General features: G+C 41.5%; 18 protein-coding genes. 4 read left to right on the top strand and 14 right to left on the bottom strand.

The window, feature by feature from the left end:
- Positions 1-237: 237 nt before the first annotated feature.
- The 4 genes from AB6C75_RS01850 to AB6C75_RS01835 all read right to left on the bottom strand — a co-directional run bounded on the left by AB6C75_RS01850 (position 238) and on the right by AB6C75_RS01835 (position 3,254).
- Entirely contained in the window at positions 238-1,416 is a 1,179-nt protein-coding gene (locus tag AB6C75_RS01850; protein WP_372106609.1) for a DUF2971 domain-containing protein, read from the bottom strand.
- A 151-nt stretch (positions 1,417-1,567) separates the two neighbouring features.
- Entirely contained in the window at positions 1,568-2,401 is an 834-nt protein-coding gene (locus AB6C75_RS01845) for a hypothetical protein (protein WP_372100722.1), read from the bottom strand.
- Positions 2,402-2,739: 338 nt separating this feature from the next.
- Entirely contained in the window at positions 2,740-2,910 is a 171-nt protein-coding gene (locus AB6C75_RS01840) for a hypothetical protein (RefSeq protein ID WP_157936079.1), read from the bottom strand.
- Positions 2,895-3,254: a hypothetical protein gene (locus AB6C75_RS01835; RefSeq protein WP_372100756.1), complete on the bottom strand. Its 360-nt coding sequence runs from the start codon at positions 3,252-3,254 to the stop codon at positions 2,895-2,897. Before AB6C75_RS01835 ends, AB6C75_RS01840 begins: the two co-directional genes overlap by 16 nt.
- Before the next feature lie 220 nt (positions 3,255-3,474).
- Here AB6C75_RS01835 and AB6C75_RS01830 point away from each other — a divergent pair, with 220 nt between their 5' ends.
- Together AB6C75_RS01830 and AB6C75_RS01825 are read left to right on the top strand one after the other, a co-directional pair.
- Positions 3,475-4,074 (top strand): outer membrane beta-barrel protein, encoded by a 600-nt coding sequence (locus AB6C75_RS01830; RefSeq protein ID WP_372106607.1) that lies wholly within the window; start codon positions 3,475-3,477, stop codon positions 4,072-4,074.
- 354 nt (positions 4,075-4,428) lie between these two features.
- Positions 4,429-5,031 carry a DUF2971 domain-containing protein gene (locus tag AB6C75_RS01825; protein ID WP_122047515.1) on the top strand — a complete coding sequence of 201 codons (603 nt, stop codon included), beginning with the start codon at positions 4,429-4,431 and terminating at the stop codon, positions 5,029-5,031.
- A gap of 160 nt (positions 5,032-5,191) precedes the next feature.
- Here the strand turns inward: AB6C75_RS01825 and AB6C75_RS01820 are convergent, their stop codons facing one another.
- The 3 genes from AB6C75_RS01820 to matP form a co-directional block, all read right to left on the bottom strand.
- A complete protein-coding gene (locus AB6C75_RS01820; protein ID WP_372106604.1) occupies positions 5,192-5,503 on the bottom strand; it encodes a hypothetical protein in 312 nt (103 codons plus the stop codon).
- Positions 5,504-5,607: 104 nt separating this feature from the next.
- Complete coding sequence (locus tag AB6C75_RS01815) at positions 5,608-5,916, bottom strand: DUF3634 family protein (protein WP_012603889.1); 309 nt, start codon at positions 5,914-5,916, stop codon at positions 5,608-5,610.
- Positions 5,917-5,939: 23 nt separating this feature from the next.
- Positions 5,940-6,395: a macrodomain Ter protein MatP gene (gene matP / locus AB6C75_RS01810; RefSeq protein ID WP_009846670.1), complete on the bottom strand. Its 456-nt coding sequence runs from the start codon at positions 6,393-6,395 to the stop codon at positions 5,940-5,942.
- 189 nt (positions 6,396-6,584) lie between these two features.
- Between matP and AB6C75_RS01805 the strand changes: the two genes are divergently transcribed.
- Together AB6C75_RS01805 and fabA are read left to right on the top strand one after the other, a co-directional pair.
- Complete coding sequence (locus AB6C75_RS01805; RefSeq protein WP_017099300.1) at positions 6,585-8,237, top strand: Lon protease family protein; 1,653 nt, start codon at positions 6,585-6,587, stop codon at positions 8,235-8,237.
- A 70-nt stretch (positions 8,238-8,307) separates the two neighbouring features.
- Positions 8,308-8,823, top strand: coding sequence for a bifunctional 3-hydroxydecanoyl-ACP dehydratase/trans-2-decenoyl-ACP isomerase (gene fabA, locus AB6C75_RS01800; RefSeq protein ID WP_010440782.1), 516 nt, complete (start codon positions 8,308-8,310; stop codon positions 8,821-8,823).
- Positions 8,824-9,133: 310 nt separating this feature from the next.
- Here fabA and rmf read toward each other — a convergent pair whose 3' ends face one another.
- From rmf to pyrD, 7 genes are all read right to left on the bottom strand, one after another.
- On the bottom strand, positions 9,134-9,307 hold the full coding sequence (gene rmf / locus AB6C75_RS01795) for a ribosome modulation factor (RefSeq protein ID WP_009846667.1): 174 nt from the start codon (positions 9,305-9,307) through the stop codon (positions 9,134-9,136).
- A gap of 162 nt (positions 9,308-9,469) precedes the next feature.
- Positions 9,470-11,200, bottom strand: coding sequence for a DUF3466 family protein (locus AB6C75_RS01790; RefSeq protein WP_372106601.1), 1,731 nt, complete (start codon positions 11,198-11,200; stop codon positions 9,470-9,472).
- A gap of 9 nt (positions 11,201-11,209) precedes the next feature.
- Positions 11,210-13,126 (bottom strand): ABC transporter ATP-binding protein, encoded by a 1,917-nt coding sequence (locus AB6C75_RS01785; RefSeq protein WP_009846664.1) that lies wholly within the window; start codon positions 13,124-13,126, stop codon positions 11,210-11,212.
- Positions 13,104-13,364, bottom strand: coding sequence for a glutaredoxin family protein (locus AB6C75_RS01780; protein WP_012603885.1), 261 nt, complete (start codon positions 13,362-13,364; stop codon positions 13,104-13,106). Before AB6C75_RS01780 ends, AB6C75_RS01785 begins: the two co-directional genes overlap by 23 nt.
- A gap of 25 nt (positions 13,365-13,389) precedes the next feature.
- On the bottom strand, positions 13,390-15,510 hold the full coding sequence (gene rlmKL, locus AB6C75_RS01775; protein WP_372106599.1) for a bifunctional 23S rRNA (guanine(2069)-N(7))-methyltransferase RlmK/23S rRNA (guanine(2445)-N(2))-methyltransferase RlmL: 2,121 nt from the start codon (positions 15,508-15,510) through the stop codon (positions 13,390-13,392).
- A gap of 509 nt (positions 15,511-16,019) precedes the next feature.
- Positions 16,020-16,574, bottom strand: coding sequence for a cell division protein ZapC (locus tag AB6C75_RS01770; RefSeq protein WP_017099303.1), 555 nt, complete (start codon positions 16,572-16,574; stop codon positions 16,020-16,022).
- 256 nt (positions 16,575-16,830) lie between these two features.
- Positions 16,831-17,841, bottom strand: a complete 1,011-nt coding sequence (pyrD, locus tag AB6C75_RS01765; protein ID WP_017099304.1) for a quinone-dependent dihydroorotate dehydrogenase — start codon at positions 17,839-17,841, stop codon at positions 16,831-16,833.
- Positions 17,842-18,089: the final 248 nt, after the last annotated feature.

Below are 18,089 nucleotides of genomic sequence, written 5' to 3'. Positions count from 1 at the left end.
AAGCAGTTTATTCTGCTTATACGCATTTAGGACAACCAATAGGAACAAAGTCTTCGTCAATACTGTACACGTACGGTACTACATAATTTTTCCCTTCGATTAACAACGAGTCATAAGCAAGAGCTCTAATCCCCCCACTAGCTTCATACGTTAGGACATCTCAAGGTGTGACAAGAGAGTCTCATAGTGGTGAGCTAAGCGAAACTAACTCGCGGTTGGAATCACTCTAAGCGTTCGTCAGCTTTGTTTTACAACACTTTTACCCAACTTATCCAGGTATAGTTTTTGATCAGGGCTTAAACGTTCTACCTCAGTTAACGGAAGATGTTTTGAAGAAATGAATTTTGAAACCATGCCCATAGGAAAGACTTGGTAAGAATAGCTATCATGCGAGTCTAACGCCTGAAAAACAGCTAAATTTAACTTACCTTCAGCAAGCTCCAATAAATGAGCACAAGCCATTAAAACTCTTACTTTTGAGCTATCTGAAATCTTAGGACCAAGTATCACCCCTTTTATGTGGCGACTATTTACCTTCAAGCAACGATGTTCTGAAGGTAGCTCTTCGTAAGTAGGAAATAGTAGACGAACCTCTTGCTCATACTTCCAGTCAGTATACTTAACTAAACCAACTTTGTTCTCCTCCATACGGTCAATCATACTCAAGAAGTTTTCAGGTACATCGTAATGAGCTTCTCTTTCGCTGTAACGAAATTTATGTATGAGCCTTTCAAAAGCATTAACTTTACAAGGTTGTTTACAGTAATTAACGTCTTTTAACTTCAAACTTTCACTCGCATACTGGCCTACCTCATACCACCCTTCTTCTTTTTCTCTATGACCAGATAAATTGGACAATGTCGATTCAACATCAACAAAACCATCAGAGCTCTCATATATAACAACAAAACCAGTTTCAGCCGCTCCATAGTGCCCCCACATTGTAGGGTTTATCGCATTTTTGGAGAATGAACAAATGTGTTTGTTTTCCAGAAGTTCGCTCTCACTTAGCGCAAGCAAGTAACTTTCAGTACATTGTTTAAGTATCTTCTTTTTTTCGGAGCTAAATTCTTCGCCGAGTACAGCATCGAACCCATAATTAAAAAGCAAAGCTGTATCATATATAGTCAGGTTTCTTTTCTTTATTCGACTAAAACCAGCTTCAAAAATAGGTGCAGCTAACTTAATTAACTTGTACGTATTCTGATCAGAGCGAAATATAGGAGACTCATAGCAAACTTTACACAACACATAATCTACAAATCGCTCCCAAACCTCTTTTGGGGCATTAAATAAATATCGAGCTCGACACTCATGCCTATCATTCAACTCACTTGCAGAGGCGAAATAGACTTCGCCACGCTTTAACATCATTAAAGATAAAGGGCTAACATTCTGATATTTGTAAAAGTACATTTGTAAACATCCAACTTACGTACATTCGAAAAAGCTGACGCAGCATTAACCGCTATCAAACTGAACCACACCACCATAAGCACTAAAACCAACGATGGAATGAAAGATACCAAGCATTGGGAATCAACCTTAAATGCTTTGCTACTTAGCGTTACTCGAACCAGCTTGACGTATCAACTTCGATGCTACTGGGATCAACGGTGACATTATTGGGATCATCTACCGATACTTCTAAAGAGATGGTAAATGGATAATTATTTGCCATTTCAGTAAAGTCGTCACCTTTTCCATACTCTTGACTAACATAAACTGTCCCATCCACACTAATCTCAATGTGTTCGTCACTAACCGTGATTATATCTAGTGATTCTGGGTGAATTTCTTCAATGATTACATTATTTGCCAAAATCATTAAGTCATCGGGGAAGTTATCAATGACTGACTGGAAAATTTGTTCATGACAACGATTTTCAACCGCAGATACGACTATGTCATCCCATAATTCAAGTTTCTCCACAACTTCTTGAGAAAACTCAATAATAAACTTCATATCTGTATAAAACTGTTTAGGGTTGGGCTTTAGGTGCTTTTCTGTAATGTGCGTGTATTTATTGAAGAAGTTGAATTTCTTTAGATAAAACTTGATATTGGAATTTAGATCTTCCAAATCAACTTCTGTAAAAAAGCCATCAGACAAATAGCCTTGGGCACAAAATTTTAGTTGCTGTCTTCGAGTAACATCAAGCCTATCATGCTCTTTTTCGTACCAATTCGTTTCCTTAACTTGTTCGATAGGAGCACGTCTTGCAATAATTTGTAAAACGAGTTCGCGCATGGAAAAAGCAAAGTTATGGAATCGTAAGGGATTTCCGTGAGAACAGTAATTCCTCAGGCTCGCCACAAATAGCTCTTTTTCAAAAGGAGTAACTAATAAGCTTTCGAAAGCCTGTATAAAATCGTGTTGTAATAATTTTTTTAATTTCATTGATTTTTACCAAATTCGCCTACACTCACAGCTATTTTGCATTTGAATACAAGGTTTGTCTGTTTAATTTGATTTATGGTTGCGAATTATACCCATTAACCCCATTCATAACAGTGATTTAAGTCATTTATTATGAAACTTGACGCTAACGTTAAAGGCTCTTATAGAGCTGATAAAAAAAGAGCCACTTTGATAAAAAGTAGCTCTTAGTATTGATTTATCGGCGATTCTTGTAACGCTTTCGGGTCGTGTTAGCCTTGACCACTCGCCCATTTCTAAGTGTGTAGCCTTTCATTAACTGGCCATTTTGCTTGCGGCCTTTGCACTTATAACCTTTCTTAGCCATTGGGATCCTCCAGTTTTCGTATCCGTTGCTCTTGGTCTTGCTGCACTCGCTTTATCCAGTTGATGTCGGTTTTCAAAGCCGCAATCGTGCCAAGGCTTGAGACTCCACCGGTAATAAGTGCAATGATTAACGCATCGAGGTACGCCATCACTTCGTTTTCCATCGAGATGCGTAGTATTCAAGTAGGTATCGCACCATGGCACGCATGCCTAGCGTATCGACCACAACAGCACCTACGACAAACCAATAAGGGTTAGGGATGTTCTGTAGTGCATTGAAGCCTTGTTCAACATATGGCGCGTAATTGGGAATGAAAGACAAGATGAGTGGTACGAAGACGACTAACAGGATAAATTCATCCTTAAATCCCCTATCTCGAATGCTGATGTCATCAAGGCTACTGGCCTGCTCTTCGCCATTTTGCAATCGACGCACCCTCGCCTGATGCTTCTCATTTTCGAGTTCATCTTTACGCTTTAACGCCTCAGCTTTGTTTTGATTGAGCAGTTTCCCTACCCGCCACCTTGTTGTATTCGGCTAAAGGCATATTGATTGCTTAAACATAAAGCAATATGGCGAAAATCAAATCATGTTGCTTCGTATTGATGTTTATATCGATAATAAGTTCATAAAATCAGATGGTTACACAAAACCATTATTAGTTTAAAAGCTCTACATTTGGTAAGGTATTCAAGGAATCAATAACTTATTATATAAAAGGCTTAATATGAAAATCGGTATGGTTGCCCTATCACTATTCACCGCTTTTGGCATGAGTTCATACGCGCTTGCTAATGAAAATGACACAGCAGCTAAAGAGCTAGGTCATTTTTATGCAGGTGTAGATATCGGGTTTTATAATGAAACCGAATTAGAATACCGCGGTAGCAAAATTGAAGATTCTTCTGATCTAGCTGACTTGAGTTATAACTTCGTTGGCGGTTATGAATTCAATACACACGATGTAGTAAAGCTGGGATTAGAAGCGGAGTACCGAAAAATTGGCAAAGTTAACTTTGCTCAAATGATGGATATGGAAGGCCAAGCCTTCTTCGTGAATGTTAAACCCAAATTCATCGTTAAAGGCGACGTCTTGGATTTGTATGTCTCCCTGTTAGCAGGCGTTGGATCTATTGATACGGAAATCAAAGCCTTTGGGCTCTCAGCTTCTGAATCTGAGGCCGCTTACCAAATCGGTGGAGAATTTGGCGCAATAATTACCGATAACATCGACGTTCATATCGGTTACCGCTCTGCACATATTGAAATAGAGTCCATCGATGTTTCATCCAAAACAGCATACATTGGTGCACGATACCATTTCTAAAGTTCCTTCAATGGCTAGACCAATTTATTGCGGTCAACTAGCCTAACATTGCAAATAGTCCGATCTCTTTGAGGTCGGATTTGCCACTATTGGTTCACTTAACTTCCTTTACATTGCCTCCAAATATAGACCTATTCTTCCACCAATATAAAGTTACGTTGCAACTTATTAAAAAAACCAGCGCTATTGCAAGATAAATCACTCAAACAGGCTGCTATTTCGTGTTTAAATTTTGATCTATCAATCAGTTATATGATTAAACTTGGTGACTAAGCAAGCAAACACTATGCATTCACGCTTACATTATGAATTATAGTGTTAACATCAGATAAATTTGTAAACCAGGTGTTTAGTATGTTGCCTAAACTTTATAAGTTCAGATCTCTTCACGATAGAAACATACAATCGATATCCGAGTGTTCGTTGTGGTTTGATTCCGCTAAGACCTTTAATAACCCTTTTGAATCTCATCACCTGTTCAACCAAGAACTTCAGAACGACTTCAAGGTTATGTGCTTCTCTCAATCGAATGACCATCCCATACTTTGGTCTCAGTATGGTGATAACTTTAAAGGTATGTGTATTGAGTATGATCTTAACTGTTATCACGGTGAGGCAGATCTCAATTGCTTTGAAGTTCAGTATGCTGACAACCCAAGCATGCTTAGTTCTCCTTCGCTAGTTGACTTAAAAGCATCGAAATTAGCCGCGAGCGTACTTGGAATCAAACATTCAAACTGGCGTTACGAAAAAGAATATCGCTGGGTACTGCCCAATGAAGAGATTATTGGCAACAAGCTGTATCTGAATAAAGAGTGTATAAGCTCTGTGATTCTCTCAGAACATGCTCCAGCCGATAGAAAACTAAAGGTACTAATGACTTGCCAACACCTCGGCATTCCCGTTAAACACGCTGTCGCTAAACAAGATTCATGTACATTTGGCACCTTCGGTTAAATAGATATCAGTAAAATAGAACGCCCTACGAGACATATTGTTTATATCAAGTGACAGTGCAACAAACTGGCATCTAACTCAGTTCACCATAATTCACTCGTTTTCATTGGCATTTTAAGCAATCATATTAATATCATTTAGTTATAGTGCATTATAATGGTCAGTTTGTGATATGAAGTCGGATGTACTTTTCTGGAAAACTGTATTTGAACTTTTTCTTGTTTGGTAAGTGCTGTTTCGCCTGTCTACAAGCTTTACTATCGCCGGACGTTCTCACTCTCTTGATTTTTGTGTAACCTTTGGAGTGCTTCATTTCAATCATCAGGTCACAATAACCATCGATTTCAACATTGCTCTTTTTTAGTCCTTTCATGACCGTGGCTTTGATTTTTTTGGCTACCGGATTAACCAATGCATCGTCGGGAAATACGACTGGGGATGAAAAAAACAACAAAAGGATTAGATATCTCATACTGTTCTCCTTTATTGGAACTGAGAACAGTATGACGATGGTTAAGGCAAGCGAAGAACTAACTTAGTATGGAGATTGACAAGATAAGACGTAATTCTCGACAATTACGCCTTCTTTGAACCTTTAGATTTGAAGCCGTTATGTGGGAATACATTACGAATACGTTGTTGCACGTTCTTAGGTACATCCTTTGTGAACTTGAGATTATAACCAGAACGCTTTGCGTACACTTTTAATTCACCTTTAAAAGTGTTGTTGTGGCCAATCTCTTGAAGGTTGTGCTTAAAGCTGGGTGGAAGATGACCTTTAACTTGTTCGATCGCCCCATCGTTAAATTTGATTTTCAATACCGGCCTATCAACCGCGACTAACCAAAAAACCAACGCTGCACCGATTAAGATTACATACATCATAATGTCACCACTACTGTTGATGATTATTTATCGTCAGAAAGGAGCTTGCTTAAATCTTCTTTAAGATTGGTTACTGTCTTGCTGGCCTGTTCACTACGAGATGCTTCGCTTACCAAATACTCGATGGCATCTGATAGCGTACAACCTAGCTCGTTCGCACGCTGGGATAGCTTTTCCCATACACGATAATCAAGGTCGATTGATTTTTTCTTAGTGTGAACTTGTTCAGCATTAAAGTGACGCTTTCGCTTAGCTCGAATCGCTTGCTTGAGCTTGTTATCGAGCTCAGGAGACATGTTGTCAGATATCCACTCAAGAACACCTGTTGGTTGGTGTTCAAGCTTCAATAAGGCTTGTACAGCAACGTCAGCTTCACTTGAATCAATATGGCAGGTGATCGACTCGCCTTCTTTCCATTTTTTGACCAGATAGTTCCATTTCCAACCACATTCCAAGTTTTCAAGTTGCTGATATTTCATGTCTAATCTCGAGAGTTAATCCTAGTGACAGCGTAACCCAAAATAGGCTATTTAACAATTGTTGTCTTGAAAGAATAGACCAAGATCATACTTATATTAGCTTAGTGATTAGTAACTACAACATAGAGCTACAAGCGAGATCGGTTTTTCTATATACTCCCTACCTCATTATCATAATCAGAAACTTAAATGACTCTAGTAGATTGGCGACATGTTACGCCTCAGTACGACGAATATAGCGCTCAATTAGAGCAATTCCCTGACATCTCGCCTTTCCCATTTTCAGACATTCAACATAGATTCAACGATGCGCTAACCCGCTTTGTCCGCTTGTCCAATCTTTCGCGTGTTTTACTTGTCAACGCTCCGGACAATTCGATCTATCGTCAAATGATTGTTGAATCTTTAGTAACTGCTCTAGATGATCACACGTTACCAGTAATAAAAACTGAGTCTTTAAATGCTGTCTCTCTGTTTGACCAAGTTCAATCAAAAGACGGCCAAGTCGTTGCGACAAAGCCTGGCTTACTGGCTAGAGCGAACAATGGTTATCTGATTGTTTCAGCCAACTTGATTCTAGCAAACCCGGGAAGCTGGTTACTGCTTAAATCTGCACTTCTTGGTGAGGCCGTAGAGCCCATCAGTAGCAACCCTGAACACTTAAACCAATCTCCATCTTTACCGCTTACCTACAATATTAAGTTGATTGTGGTTGGAGACCGAGCTCAACTCGGCGATCTTGATTACCTAGACAGTGATATTCAAACCGGTTTCTGCCTATTCAGTGAAATTGAACAAGACATAAAGCTAACAGAAGAGACGTTGACTCAATATCTTGGTTACCTTAAATGGCTCCAACAACGTTATGAACTGCCAAACATCACGCAACAGGCGGTGACAGGCATTCTTACTGCTGGAGCAAGAGAAACTGAAGACCAAAGCTATATACCGTTGTGCCCGATTTGGCACAATGCGTTATTGAACGAAGCTTTGATTGAAGCCGACCATGGTGAGATTGATGGTCACCATATTCAGCAAGCACAACAACACAAATACAACCGCGAATCGTACTTACCTGAACGTGCTCTTGATGATATTCGAGATGGCCAAGTTATTATCGAAACCGAGGGTGAACAAGTTGGACAAGTTAATGGTCTGACGGTTATCGATGTACCAGGACACCCAGTATCGTATGGTGAACCAGCCCGAATTTCATGTGTTATCCACTTTGGTGATGGTGATATTGCCGACGTTGAACGCAAAGCGGAACTCGGTGGTAACCTTCACGCCAAAGGTATGATGATCATGCAAGCATTTGTAAGCAGCGCGTTGAACCTTGAAGATCCGTTGCCCTATGCGGCTTCTGTTGTGTTTGAGCAATCATACTGCGAAGTTGATGGCGATAGTGCTTCTCTTGCTGAGCTTTGCTCTCTGGTCAGTGCTTTGTCGGAATACCCTATCAATCAACAAATAGCGGTAACCGGTGCTGTCGACCAATTCGGTCGTGTACAAGCAGTTGGTGGGCTAAACGAGAAAATCGAAGGCTTCTATCATGTGTGTAAACACAACGGGTTAACTGGCGAACAAGGTGTGATCCTTCCAAGATCTAACTTAAGACATCTTGCTCTGAAGCCAGACCTAATTGAAAGCATCAAAAACAAAGAATTCCATATTTGGTCTGTCTCTAATGTAGATGAAGCTATTCCTCTTATTATGAACAAACCATTTAGAGACGATGAACAAGAAAGCGTTCTGAGCAAAATTGCGGAACGTATTGAAAACTTTGAAAGACATGAGCACCCTATTGGAATTGTTGGACGTATTAAAAACTGGTTTGTCTAGTACTGATCGGACTTGTTTAGCGTACACCTGTTCACTAATATGCACCTATCAAAAATTGGAGTAATTGATAATGCAAAACAAACGTGATTCTTACACTCGCGAAGATCTTCTAGCATCAAGCCAAGGCGAACTATGGCCTGAAGGTCCTCAACTACCAGCACCGAACATGTTGATGATGGATCGCATCACTAAAATGTCTGAGACTGAAGGTGATTTCGGTAAAGGTTTGATTCTTGCTGAACTGGATATTACTCCTGACCTATGGTTCTTCGACTGTCACTTCCCTGGTGACCCAGTAATGCCTGGTTGTCTAGGACTTGATGCAATGTGGCAGCTTGTTGGCTTCTACCTTGGTTGGGTTGGCGGCAAAGGTAAAGGCCGTGCTTTAGGTGTAGGCGAAGTGAAATTCACTGGTCAAATCCTACCTACTGCGAAAAAAGTGACTTACGAAATCCACATGAAGCGTGTTGTTAACCGTCGCCTAGTTATGGGCCTTGCAGATGGTCGCGTACTTGTTGATGGCAAAGAGATTTATGTTGCTAAAGATTTGAAAGTTGGCCTTTTCCAAGATACGTCAGCATTCTAATCCAACTGTTTAATTAGAATAACGCAGTTAGATTTTAATAAAGCAGCCATTGGCTGCTTTATTTTCACTCCAATAGATTTAGTTATAGTGCGCCAGGGTGTACTGGTTAAACAAACTTTCTTATCCCGAAACTGTACTGTATTAGTCCACCAGCAACTGTGTACTCCACTATAAGTATCAGCTTAAAGTGTTAGCTCTCTGCGGTATTACATTTATTTTATCTAACTTATGTGCCCACTCAGAAACTAACAAGGCTCCAACTGCTGTACCCAGCAATGGAGCCTTGATCTTTGAATATGTTCCGCCCTATCTATTTATAGAGACCTGATTGCTTATCACCTTTGGCGTCACGCCAACCACCTAACCAATAAGACCGAGAATCCATTTGGCTATATGGGCAAGCTTCTTGTGACCTACCGTTTATACCAGCTTTGTAGCCTTGAGATTGTGCTCGCTCTAGTCGATCACGCTTTTGTCTCTTCATAGTGCAGTCCTCATACGGGTGTTCTATTTACTAACATACAATGATTACAACTTTGCGGAGTTTTTGTGACTCCAACTTTAAGAATCGACCAGTTTTTCACTTTTCTCAAGGCGAAAAAAAAGCCCGAATTCAGAATTGTGAACTCGGGCTCAAGAGATGAAATTATTTAAATTTTCTACGGAACCCTAATAAGCCGAGTACAGTCAAAGCGAACCAACCTAAGCTACCGCCTTTACGATCGACCTTTGCTGTATCAGTACTACGAGCTTGGATATCACTCTTACCTTTACCTTCGATAGGAATCAATTTAACCGCAACAACCTCTTCTACTGCATTAGACGCAGCACCAGCACAGTATGAGTTGTGAGACGTTGTATCGTAGGCTCGTTCATCGTTACCTCTACCGTCTCCATTTGTATCGATCATACATTTTATAGCTGTTGCAGAGATAACACCCGCATCGTTGATACCTGAAGCATCAATGATTCGGAACTTGTTGTTCTCTCCAGAAACGTTGCCATCGTTAGTTAGATCATCTAGAAACCAAGCTTTGTTCTGAAACAGATCAATTCTTGACGGGTCAGTACCCGTTGCTTGATATGGATAAATAAAGCCACGGTGTCTACGCTCACTGCCATCAACTTCACGCGTTGTTTCTGCGTCAACTTGACCAACAATTTCATTGAAGTTGTTAACGGCTCTAGCTTCACCACTCGAACCAGCAAAGAAGATACCACCCGTTAGGTATGTCGCTGTTGGAGTCGCAACTGAAGCATCAGTAACAACGAACATCTTACTGCCTGCGCTACCATTTTCAGGCACTCGACCATTACGCTTAGAGTTACCAATAACAAACAAGTTTTTGTTGATATCGGTCGCTACAGAGTTACTGTATTTGTAATCATTAGACGAGTTAGAGTTGACCTTAGCCCCCTCAATTGATTTGGTCGTCCAAGTATTCGCGCTGTCAGCTAAGTCCAGAGATTTACTGATGAATACAGATGCATTCATATCTTGCAGATCACCACTACCATCAACAGTATTGTAGCCTACGCCATAAAACTTAGTATCCGATTCGGCAATTGAACGCATGCTACCTTGAGCATAGTAATCGCCTTGTCTAGCAGTTCCACCACGAGTCCAATCGATTTGCTTGGTATTCGTACCATCCCAAATAGCAGCTTTTGAACTAAATACAGGATCCGGCGTTGACGTCTCCGTAATGGTTTCACTAGTAGAAACACTACCTACATTGTAAACAGTACCATTGCTCGCCGTGATAGCTTTCCATGCTCGAGTCTCAGAAGATCCTGCAGGCTTGGCTGTCGTTGTAAATATTGCATTGTTTCGGATGGTTCCCTCAGACTTAACACCGAGTGGGTTGGCATCTTTATCTAGAGAGTTGATCACTGTATTGCGAGTATCGAGTATTGCCCCGCCTTCTATAAATGCCTTTGCATTTACATAACTCAGGTTGTTTCTTTCCTTAAACCAAGTATCTTCCCAGCGAGTTTTCGCCCAGCTTTCACATGTGGAATATCTTAGTTCACGGTTACAATAGTTTTTGAAGTCATCGAACTCTTGTAAATATTGGAAGACAGCATCCATAGCAAAAGGAACTTCTTCACGGTAACTAATGGCTTCAAGCGAATTACGAGTTTCACCTGCTAGCTTAAAGCTATCACATGCGACACCACCGATAATAGCGTTGGTAAAACAACTTTCAGTTCCGGTAACCGCCGCTGGTTGAATCGCGACACCAAACGTTTCAGAAGCTCCGACAATTGAGCTAGGAGTCGCGACTTCAACTACCTTGTACAGTGCAGCATTCGCGTTAGTTGCAGCCAAAACTAAGGCTGCAACTGTTGTTAATTTAAATTTATTACAAGTCATGATTACTTCTTAACTTTCCTGTTGTAGTGCCTCGAGCTCTTCCCAGCGCTCAAAAGCAACTTCAAGCTCCTGCTCTGCTGCAGATAGCTTATCTAATACTGGTTGTGTCTGCTCTACAGATTTTGAAAAGAAGCTAGGATCGTTGACTTCTTCCTGAAGAGTTTCAATTTGAGTTTCCAATTCTTCCAAACGCAAAGGTAGCGCTTCTAGTTCTCGTTGTAGCTTATACGATAACTTCTTAGCTTTAGCCTTAACTGGCGCAGTTTTGGGAGTTTCCTCAACTACTTTCTCTGGCTTTGATGGCTTTTCAACCTGTCGGTACTCTATAGCCTGCTTTCTTTGTTGCTGAGCATCGTGGTAACCACCAACAAATTCTTCAACAACGCCGTTGCCTTCAAATATCCAACTTGTCATAACCGTGTTATCAACAAACTGTCGATCGTGGCTCACTAAAAGAAGCGTACCCTGATAGTTGGCAAGCAAATCTTCTAAAAGTTCCAAAGTTTCGATATCTAGATCGTTGGTTGGCTCATCGAGAATCAATAAGTTATTCGACTTAAGGAAAATACGAGCTAATAACAGACGGTTTTTCTCACCACCAGACAGTGCCTTCACAGGAGTGCGAGCACGTTTAGGAGAGAACAAGAAATCTTGTAGGTAGCTCAGTGCATGGCGCTCACGGCCGCCTACTGTCACTTCTTGCTTACCATCCGCCAGATTGTCAATTACTGACTTCTCAGGGTCTAGAATTTCGCGATATTGGTCGAAGTAAGCCACTTCAAGTTTAGTACCACAATGCAGACGGCCAGAATCAGGCTTCAGCTGATCAAGAAGCAGTTTAAGTACGGTACTCTTACCACAGCCATTAGGGCCGATCAGAGCAATACGATCACCACGCATAATGTTGAAGCTGAAATCTTTAACAATCTCTTTGCCTTCAAAGCCAAAGTTAAGATTCTCTGCTTCGAATACAATCTTGCCTGAACGTTGGCCATCATCGATCTGAATAACCGCTTTACCCTGCACTTCACGACGATTGATGCGCTCTTCACGCAACTTCTTAAGTGCACGTACACGGCCTTCGTTACGCGTTCGACGAGCTTTAATGCCCTGACGAATCCACACTTCTTCTTGAGCAAGCTTTTTATCGAATTCAGCGTTCTGCATCTCTTCGACACGTAACGCTTCTTCTTTCTCTAGCAAGTAGTTTTCGTAATCGCCAGGGAACGAGCTCAGCTTGCCGCGATCAAGATCGACAATGCGAGTTGCCATTGATTTGATGAAAGCACGGTCATGCGAGATAAAGATGATTGAACCACGGAAGTCTTTCAGGAAGCCTTCTAACCATTCAATTGTCGCAACATCTAGGTGGTTAGTCGGTTCGTCGAGTAGAAGCACGTCTGGGTCACATACAAGCGCACGAGCAAGCGCCGCTTTACGTTGCCAACCACCAGACAAATCGGTCAGTTTTGTTTCAGCAGTGAGTTTAAGCGCCGCCATTACGTTACTTACGCGATCTTCGAAACGCCATGCGTTGGCATGATCCAACTGCTCTTGTACACGAGTAAGACGATTTAAGTTCTTTTCGCTAGGGTCAGTACCAATGAGATCCAAAAGATCATGATAGATCTTCAGCTGTTCGCCGATTTCCGCTAGGCCACCAGCAACGTAATCATAAACGGTGCCTTCTTCATTACGCGGTGGATCTTGCTCAAGGCGAGACACAACCACATCTTGTGTGATTTGCATCTTGCCGTCGTCCATGATGATGTTCCCTGACAGGATTTTCATCAACGTAGACTTACCCGCGCCATTGCGCCCTACTAAACACACACGTTCGTTTTCTTGCAGTGCAAAGTCCGCACGATCTAATAACGGGTGATCGCCAAACGCTAATTGCCCGTTATGAATTGTAAGTAATGCCATTCTTTTTTAACCAATCATTAAGTTCTAACAAGCCAAATGGCCAGTTAAGCTCTGAGCTTTGAGAAAAGTCAGAGCTTTCAAATTTGAGCACCGGAATAGTGACCCCGTAACGGGAAAAGAGCTCATCATCAAATGCAATGTCGACAACGTTGACGTGATGGCTAATGTTTAACTGTTCCGTGAGTTTGAATGCCATCTCACATAGATGGCACCCTTCTGTACTGTAGAGAGTCAGCACGCTATATCCTTATACAATCTCTTAATTACTTATGCGTAATCAACCAGCAGTTATGAATGTGCTTGTTGCGAGAGAAGTCCAATGGAAGCGTTTTAGCTGAGATGTTCTGAGCTTTGAGACCTAACTCTTCTAGGCCTTCTACATCCATTTTGAAGTGACGCTTGTTGTTAGAGAACACAATCGTGCCTTCTTCACGAAGAAGACGCTTAAGGTTTTCCATCAATTGAATGTGATCACGCTGAACATCAAAAGATTGATCCATACGCTTAGAGTTTGAGAACGTTGGGGGATCAATAAAGATCAAATCGTAAGAACCCTGCTCTTTAACCAACCACTGTAAGCAGTCAGCTTGAACAAACTGATGTTGACGACCAACACGGCCATTAAGCTCCATGTTCTGTTTTGCCCACTCAAGGTAGGTATTAGACATATCAACGGTTGTTGTAGAGCGTGCGCCACCCACAGCAGCATGAACAGAGGCACTGCCTGTGTAAGCAAATAAGTTAAGGAAATCTTTACCTGCAGCCATTTCGCCGATACGACGACGAGTGATCTTATGATCTAAGAACAAGCCCGTATCTAAGTAGTCATGAAGATTAACAATCAGCTTAACGCCGTATTCGTTCACTTCTAGGTTAGAGGAGTCTTGAGCCATTTTTTGATATTGAGATCGGCCTTTCTGCTTCTGACGAACCTTAAGAACCACGTTGTTTGCTTCAACGCCAGTGACTTGAATAGAAGCACGGATGATATCGGTTAAGCGACGTTTTGCTTTCTCTTCCGGTACATCTTTAGGTGCTGCGTATTCTTGAATCACTAGGTGACCTGGGTATACGTCAATCGCTACATTGTATTCTGGTAAGTCCGCATCGTAGATACGGTAACAATCTAATTGCTCTTTCTTAGCCCACTTGCCAATTTTACCGATGTTCTTTTTAAGACGGTTTGCGAAGTCTGGGGCAATAAGTTGCTCTTGTTCACCCATTGGACGCTCTGACATCGGACGATCTGAAATTGAGTAGTTCTTTTGGTGACACGGTAACGCACCATTGTTCAATTTGAACTGTTTGTCTGCACGCATACGTAAGCAGCTAAGCAGTTCGTCAGAACTAGAGAAGATAGACGCGTTACAACCGCCAAATTCCGCTTTAAGTTGTGCACCGAATGCCGTGTAAAGTGCAATCAAACCCGGCTCTGTGCCAAGACGCTCACCATACGGTGGGTTAGAAACAATCACACCATCAGCAAACTCTGTAGGACGCTTAAGCTTTGCAGCATCGCCTACTTCGAATTCAATCAGCTCTTCAACACCAGCACGACGAGCATTGTCACGCGCTGTTTTGATCATGCGCTCGTCATTGTCGTAGCCATAGAACTTACACTCTACTTTCTTAACGCCACGACGACCTTGAACGTTCGCTTCAGCTTTCACTTCAGCCCACAGTTCTGGTTCAAAATCTTCTAGTGATTCAAAACACCACTTCTGGCGTTTAACACCTGGAGCCATGTTCGCAGCCATCATTGCCGCTTCAATCACTAACGTACCTGAACCACACATTGGGTCTAGGAAAGGCTTAGTTGCGTCCCAGCCACTACGAAGAAGAATCGCTGCAGCAAGGGTTTCACGCAATGGTGCGCGGCCTGATTCTGGACGATAACCACGTTGGTGAAGACCGCTACCTACCATATCAACACCAAGAATCGCTTTATCACGATGTAGACGAACGTGAATACGAATATCTGGATTTTCTTTGCTTATAGACGGACGAGGCAAAGACTTTTTCTCAAAGCTATCAACAACGGCATCTTTTACTTTCATCGCACCGTATTGGCTATTACGGATTTCGTTGTTTGTACCGTTAAAGTCAACAACAAAACGCTTAGAGCTATGGAATTGATTTACCCAGTTAACCGCGGTGGTTGATAGGTACAAATCCATGTCGTCCATACAAGTGAATTCAGAAAGGACACGTACAAATCTAGAAGCCAAACGACTCCATAAACAACAACGATAAATTTGCTCATTGGTCGCTTTGAATTTAACACCTGCTTGAACAGGTTTTGCATTTGTAATCCCTAGTTGGGTTAGTTCTTCAACTAATAAATTCTCAAGGCCGTTTGAGGTAACCGCTAGATATTGATTCATAGTGTTCTTTTATTGATAAAAATTAGCTCGATTATACCTGAATTTGTTATTAGAGCATCACACTAAACTTGTCTTTTCATTGAATCTTTCGACTAACTGGCTAGCAAACACACAGTCATGAAGCGATCGCTTACCCACATCCCCTTAGAACATAAGACTTATCGAATCAGCACAATTTATGACCAAACATCGACCAATGCGGTGGTGTGAATTTATATTCACCTTGAAATTGGTATATACCAGACCTAATTTGAGACTGAAAGTTAGCTACAAAAGCACAAAAACAGGGAATAAAGGGAGGTAATTTACACTTCTGGCGATGAAAATAGGCAGAAATTAAGATGAAAAAACAGTCACAAGTTCACTAATTAAATAGTTAAGCGGTGATGTATTTATCTGGATGAGGTTTTTTAGGCACAAAAAAATCGGCTATTGAGCCGATTCTAAGGAAGGTTTGATAGGTTTATGCGTTGCAATGTGTGTTAGAAATGATGAACTAAACTGGGGAATTAACCGACCATTGCAATATGTGTATGGTGAAAATGAAGAATAGAGTTCGCGTCTACCATCCTATCGTGCATCACCTTAATCGAGTCTCCAAAGCTTAACCCTTTTGAAGGTGTGAGCAGAAACTCTTCTAAGTCGACAAATGCACATAGGCTCGCACACTCTCCCACTTCCAATACAATGAAGTAACCTAGGCTATGCTCGTTATTCATTTGTACGATATCCCCTTCTTGAGGAGATTCGTGGCCAGCGCCTTGTGAATCGAAGAACCAGCTTTTAGGCTGTACAGGCTTGTGGAAGCGCTTTGCTGCCACACAATATAGTGCGAGTTCAGCTTGACGAGGCTCAGACAGTTCTAAGCCAGAAATTTGTTCTTTGAAGGTTTGGTATGAAGATGCGTCATCAACGGTGAATTCATTATCTCTAAACGCGCAGTCCACCAGCTTATTGCGGACCAGATTCGTTTTGAAAATCATATCCTCTCCGAGGTTTAGCATTAATGAACATTGCTGCTCATCGTAATACCAACTCCATGTATCGCTAGGTTTAAGCATCATTTCGTCTCACACTGTTGAACCATTCCATTAGGTAAAACGCAAAATTACCTTCAATTACAGTAATTTTACTGAGCAATAGGCAAAAAAAAAGAGGAAATGAATTCCTCTTTCTTATCGCTTCTGTCTACAACTCAGTGAGTTACAGTGTCTCTTTTAGTAAGACGATGCCAAATTATAGCTTTCCTAAAATAACCAAATCTTTTTGATAACTCTGTTTATAAAAGCTCTGGGTTTATAAAAGATCTGGTTTTCGGGACTATAAATTTTTAACGATGTCGCCTACAAGACCTGGGCCTTTGTAGATGAAACCAGAGTAAACTTGTACAAGCTTCGCGCCTGCCATCATTTTCTCTTTCGCAGCAACGTAAGAGTCAACGCCACCTACCCCGATGATCGGTAATTGGTCACCCAACTCTTCGTGAAGTTTACGAACCACTTCCGTACTGCGAGATTGAACTGGACGTCCACTTAGGCCACCAGCTTCATCGCAATGTTTCATGCCTTCAACGATTGAACGATCCAATGTTGTATTTGTTGCGATCACACCATCGATCTTATTTTTGATCAATGATTCACAAATTTGGCTAATTTCGTCATCACTTAGATCCGGAGCAATCTTAAGAGCAAGAGGAACATATTTACCATGCTTCTCTTCTAGTTCAGATTGTTTCGTTTTAAGTTCAGACAATAGATCGTCTAGAGCTTCGCCGTATTGTAGAGAACGAAGTCCTGGAGTATTTGGTGAAGAGATGTTCACAGCAATGTAACCAGCGTATTGATATACCTTCTCCATACAGATCAAGTAATCTTCAGCGCCCTTTTCAATTGGTGTGTCTTTGTTCTTACCGATGTTGATACCTAAGATGCCGTCGTAGTTCGACTTCTTGACGTTCTCAATAAGATTGTCGACGCCTAGGTTATTGAACCCCATGCGGTTGATGATACCTTCAGCTTCAACAAGACGGAACAGACGTGGTTTGTCATTACCGGCTTGTGGACGAGGAGTTACCGTTCCTACTTCAACGAAACCAAAACCCATTGCGCCAAATGCATCAATACATTCGCCGTTTTTATCTAGGCCAGCCGCTAGGCCAACTGGGTTTTTAAAAGTAAGACCCATGCATTCTACAGGTCGATTAGGTAATTGTTGGCGATACAAAAGATCAATAGGAGTGCCTGTGAAGCGTTTGAAATTTTGAATTGCAAGATCATGTGCCTTTTCGGCATCAAGTTGGAAAAAGCCAGTTCTGGCTAGACGGTAGAGCATTGTGCCTCCGATAGAAAAAAGCCCCGTGTAAACGGGGCGATATTATTTACTTATTTACTCAACTATTCAATCTATTACTGTCTGTAAGGGTAAGATAATCGAGTTTGTTAGCGAATGAGGTTCTTTATTAAGCAAACGTTATCGTTTCTGTAGTCAGTTTACTCATTTCTAGTCTCTACCATATTACAGCCACCCACTCTTTTAACAACAAGCAAGGTGTTCACGAAGTGGGTCCGTCAAAAATCGTC

The sequence above is a fragment of the Vibrio sp. 10N.237.312.B06 genome (assembly GCF_041464685.1).
GTDB lineage: Bacteria > Pseudomonadota > Gammaproteobacteria > Enterobacterales > Vibrionaceae > Vibrio > Vibrio tasmaniensis_A.
Note: the sequence above shows the minus strand (reverse complement) of the source record. Positions and strands in the feature narration are given on the sequence as shown.

Coding starts and splice junctions, on each gene's coding strand:
- AB6C75_RS01850 (WP_372106609.1), bottom strand. CDS start 1,416: ATGTACTTTTACAAATATCAGAATGTTAGCCCTTTATCTTTAATGATG.
- AB6C75_RS01845 (WP_372100722.1), bottom strand. CDS start 2,401: ATGAAATTAAAAAAATTATTACAACACGATTTTATACAGGCTTTCGAA.
- AB6C75_RS01840 (WP_157936079.1), bottom strand. CDS start 2,910: ATGGAAAACGAAGTGATGGCGTACCTCGATGCGTTAATCATTGCACTT.
- AB6C75_RS01830 (WP_372106607.1), top strand. CDS start 3,475: ATGAAAATCGGTATGGTTGCCCTATCACTATTCACCGCTTTTGGCATG.
- AB6C75_RS01825 (WP_122047515.1), top strand. CDS start 4,429: ATGTTGCCTAAACTTTATAAGTTCAGATCTCTTCACGATAGAAACATA.
- AB6C75_RS01820 (WP_372106604.1), bottom strand. CDS start 5,503: ATGAGATATCTAATCCTTTTGTTGTTTTTTTCATCCCCAGTCGTATTT.
- AB6C75_RS01815 (WP_012603889.1), bottom strand. CDS start 5,916: ATGATGTATGTAATCTTAATCGGTGCAGCGTTGGTTTTTTGGTTAGTC.
- matP (WP_009846670.1), bottom strand. CDS start 6,395: ATGAAATATCAGCAACTTGAAAACTTGGAATGTGGTTGGAAATGGAAC.
- AB6C75_RS01805 (WP_017099300.1), top strand. CDS start 6,585: ATGACTCTAGTAGATTGGCGACATGTTACGCCTCAGTACGACGAATAT.
- fabA (WP_010440782.1), top strand. CDS start 8,308: ATGCAAAACAAACGTGATTCTTACACTCGCGAAGATCTTCTAGCATCA.
- rmf (WP_009846667.1), bottom strand. CDS start 9,307: ATGAAGAGACAAAAGCGTGATCGACTAGAGCGAGCACAATCTCAAGGC.
- AB6C75_RS01790 (WP_372106601.1), bottom strand. CDS start 11,200: ATGACTTGTAATAAATTTAAATTAACAACAGTTGCAGCCTTAGTTTTG.
- AB6C75_RS01785 (WP_009846664.1), bottom strand. CDS start 13,126: ATGGCATTACTTACAATTCATAACGGGCAATTAGCGTTTGGCGATCAC.
- rlmKL (WP_372106599.1), bottom strand. CDS start 15,510: ATGAATCAATATCTAGCGGTTACCTCAAACGGCCTTGAGAATTTATTA.
- AB6C75_RS01770 (WP_017099303.1), bottom strand. CDS start 16,574: ATGATGCTTAAACCTAGCGATACATGGAGTTGGTATTACGATGAGCAG.
- pyrD (WP_017099304.1), bottom strand. CDS start 17,841: ATGCTCTACCGTCTAGCCAGAACTGGCTTTTTCCAACTTGATGCCGAA.